This window comes from Micromonospora endophytica, assembly GCF_003236305.1.
Taxonomy (GTDB): Bacteria; Actinomycetota; Actinomycetes; order Mycobacteriales; family Micromonosporaceae; genus Micromonospora; species Micromonospora endophytica.
Window position 1 is genome coordinate 1 of record NZ_POTX01000400.1, and the last position, 3,222, is coordinate 3,222.

General features: G+C 65.6%; 3 protein-coding genes. All 3 read right to left on the reverse strand.

Translation table 11 applies throughout. The annotated features are described in order from the left end of the window. Positions 1-102 precede the first annotated feature (102 nt). The 3 genes from C1I93_RS29710 to C1I93_RS29720 all read right to left on the reverse strand — a co-directional run bounded on the left by C1I93_RS29710 (position 103) and on the right by C1I93_RS29720 (position 3,042). Complete coding sequence (locus C1I93_RS29710) at positions 103-1,062, reverse strand: hypothetical protein (RefSeq protein WP_212808292.1); 960 nt, start codon at positions 1,060-1,062, stop codon at positions 103-105. A gap of 262 nt (positions 1,063-1,324) precedes the next feature. After that, on the reverse strand, positions 1,325-2,092 hold the full coding sequence (locus C1I93_RS29715) for a hypothetical protein (protein WP_111246563.1): 768 nt from the start codon (positions 2,090-2,092) through the stop codon (positions 1,325-1,327). 11 nt (positions 2,093-2,103) lie between these two features. Then, on the reverse strand, positions 2,104-3,042 hold the full coding sequence (locus tag C1I93_RS29720) for a hypothetical protein (RefSeq protein WP_111246564.1): 939 nt from the start codon (positions 3,040-3,042) through the stop codon (positions 2,104-2,106). Between the last annotated feature and the right edge of the window lie 180 nt (positions 3,043-3,222).

Genomic DNA, 3,222 nt, shown 5'->3' on the forward strand with positions numbered 1-3,222 from the left:
GCAACATCAGCCTCGACCCATGGCACATCGGCAAGATCGTGGCCGCCGCACTCGTCCTGCTCCACACCGACCACGACCGCACCACATGATCACCACCGGTAATCAGAACGTTGCGCGGAATGGCTCAGTGCGATCGGCGCGGACGTGCGCGTCGAGATAGTCAGACGACAGGTAGCAGACATACGTGAACTCGGTCGAGGTGTCGTCCTTCAACCTGCCGTACAGCCCGGGGATCTTGCCGGTGAGGTTCTCCTCGAACACGACGCGGTTCGCGGCGCACCAGTACAGCCGGGGAGTGAGACTGCGGGTCGAGGATTTGAGGCAGAGATTGACCATATCGAACTTCTTGCCCTTGACCACGACGGTGGTAGCCGGCAAGTCGGAGAAGACAAACTCCTCCATCAACTTGTTGAGGGAGACCTCCCCGTCGTCGACAATCACCACTTCAGGCGCTCCGCCGGGTCGCAGGAAGTACCAGATGCAGTGCTCGAACACCTCTTTAGCGATGGCGTCGACCGACTTGGGCGCGTTCCTTTGGAAGCTCCTTCTGAACCCGTCGAGATGCACCACGGTCCCGGTATCAGCAAAGTCGCCAGCCGGCTCAAGGTGCTCGACCTCGCGAGCTACCGAGAACCTGAACTGCCGCGCGCAAAGCTTGCCATCGTCATTCTTGTACGCGCTGCGGACTGAAATCCGGTCGAACGCCTTCAGCCAGAGAAGGCGACCCACCCCGCGACAACCCAGGTCGGCTTTGTGGTCGCTGTCCAGCGTCTCGAACGAGCCCATGTGGTCCGGGGTGAAGCCCACGCCGTTGTCCTCGACGAAAAAGCCGACGATCGGTTTCAGCGGTGAGCGGCCAGGACCAGCCGGGTTGAAGTCGAACTCTTCCTGCCCACTCCGTTCGATCGTGACTCGCAGGCGTCCCTGCCCGATATTCGGGCCGAAGCACGCATCGATCGCTTGGAGGCTGTTGACGATGGCTTCCAGCAGCGGCAGCAGGGAATGACTCTTCGGGAGGCTTGTGTTCCGAACTCGACCCGCCAGAGACGTGGTGAGCGCCATCATGCACCCTTTCAACGCTTGGACAGCGCAACTCTATCGGGGTCCTGTGACCTGACTACGGACGCTACGCCGTGCTCGGCATCAAAAACCGTCCAGTGGTTCAGACAGCGGTGCCAGCATGTCCGCATCCCTACCGCGACGCGTTGGAGAGCCCCGGCGGCTCATCCGGGCGCGAATCACCACCCACGCCACACATGATGACGCCCCGGATCGCCATCATCAATGGCGATCCGGGGACGCGCCGCGCCGGTCGGGGTAGCGGTCAGCGCTGCTGGATCGAGTAGGTGACGCCGGCCGCGCCGATGTGGACGTCGACGTACTGCTCGTCGAGGGAGGCCGGCACCAGCGCACCGACGAGTTGCACGGGGACGGCGGATTGGGCGGCTGACCGGAGCTGGGCGGCGGCGATGACACGACTGAAATCTTCGTACGCGACGCTGTCGTCCTGGCTGCCACCGACCACATAGAGCTCTACCGGCCCGGTATTGGCGTCGGGGCTGGTTCTGGCCAGCTCCGAAAGCAGGCGGCCGAGTCCGGCGGCGGCCAGTTGGAGCGTACTCATGTCGTCTGGGCTGAGGTGGATGCAGCCGACCCGCAGGCGGTTGCCGACCGGGGCGCGGGCCAGGAGCGCGACGCACGGGCCGACGCCTCCGGTGCCGGCCGTGACATTCACGCCGATGGCGGCGGCCGGCGCGGCCGGGGTCGAGAATTCCGGCATCTCGGCAAAGGCGTCCGGGTGGACGGACGCGGTGTTCCCGGCGACGATCCGGCCGTTGTGCGGCAACGCCGCTACCGCCTGACCGAGCGCCTGTTGGTGGATCTTCTTTAAGGTTTCCACGTCGTCGTGGTCTAGATCGTACGCCTCATCGGTCCGCTTCAGGGTTGGCCGGGAGTTCGCGTCTGCGGGCGGAACCACCGTGTAGATGGCGAGGTCGAAGGGGTCGATCAGCTCGTTCGCTTCAAGCTGGTCCGGGTCGGTGAGCCAGTTCCACGACGTACCCGGAAAGCGATGCTGCGTCTCCTGGATCATCCGGAGCCCTCTCAGGAAAAGTTCGTCGGGTAGAGGCGGCGCTTGGTGCCGCTCGCCGTCGGCTGCCGCTGCGCGGCCGGGATCTGGGCCACCGTGGGCGGCGGCGCCGCCTTCGTCAACGGCCCGGGAACGGCCAGCTGCTCGATTTTCTGGATCTGGTCCGGCGCGATCGTGTCCGTGGTCTGCCAGTTGTTGCTGTCGCCGCTCTTGTCCGGGCGCCACCGCTTACTGTCGGTGAGGCTCGACTCTGGCACGTCGAAGCTGAGGACGAGACCGCCGTGGTCCGCGACATCCCGGAGGGCGGGTTCGTGCTCCTTCATTCCCATCGCCCACTCGGTGTGCTGTCGCGCGTAGGAGAGGGCCACGTCGAAGCTGAGCGTGACGGTGTGCCACCCCTGGTCCTTGTACTCCGTGGCGACGGTGTGCTTCTCCCACCGCTTGCACCCGATGCCGCTGCCGGCCTTGTCGGGTTGGAGCCCGGTGGCCGCGATGCTGGTGTCGCCGGCGAAGAAGTTCTCCCGGTTGGTGCCCTGGTAGAACCGGCACACCCCGTCGGGCGCGGGGCCGGGCGTCGGATTCGCCAGGCGCCACAGATGCTGCTGCCGCAGGTTGTACGCCTGGAGCGCCGCCGCGTCGTGCACGTCCAGGGGCAGTTGGTGCAGGCCAGTGGTCAGCCGGTAGAGGATCAGCTTGTCGGCGAGCGCGTCGGATGCCGGCGCAGCGTACTTGCCGGAGAGGACGATCAGGTTGGCGGCCGGCAGGTAGTCGCTGCCGATCGGGGTGTCGAGAAGCGCCACGGCGAGCGGCGTGGCGCTTGCGGCATTGAGCGCCGACACGGCGTCGGCGACCACCTGGTGGGTCGTGCGCAGCTGGGTGAGGCGGGCGGTCAATGCCGAATGCGCCGGTGGCGGTGCCAGGTTGTCCTGGACGATGCCGGGGTTCGGGTCCATGCCGCGACAGTAGGCCCGACGATCGCGCCATGTCACAACTCAATCACGAATCAGACCAACACGCTGACCGCCCAAGTGGACACTCACCCCCGGGCAGGCGATACCACCCTTGACCGGGCCAGATGGACTTCGCCGCCAACGTCATGATCAGCAAGGCTGGGGCTGTCTCTTATACACACT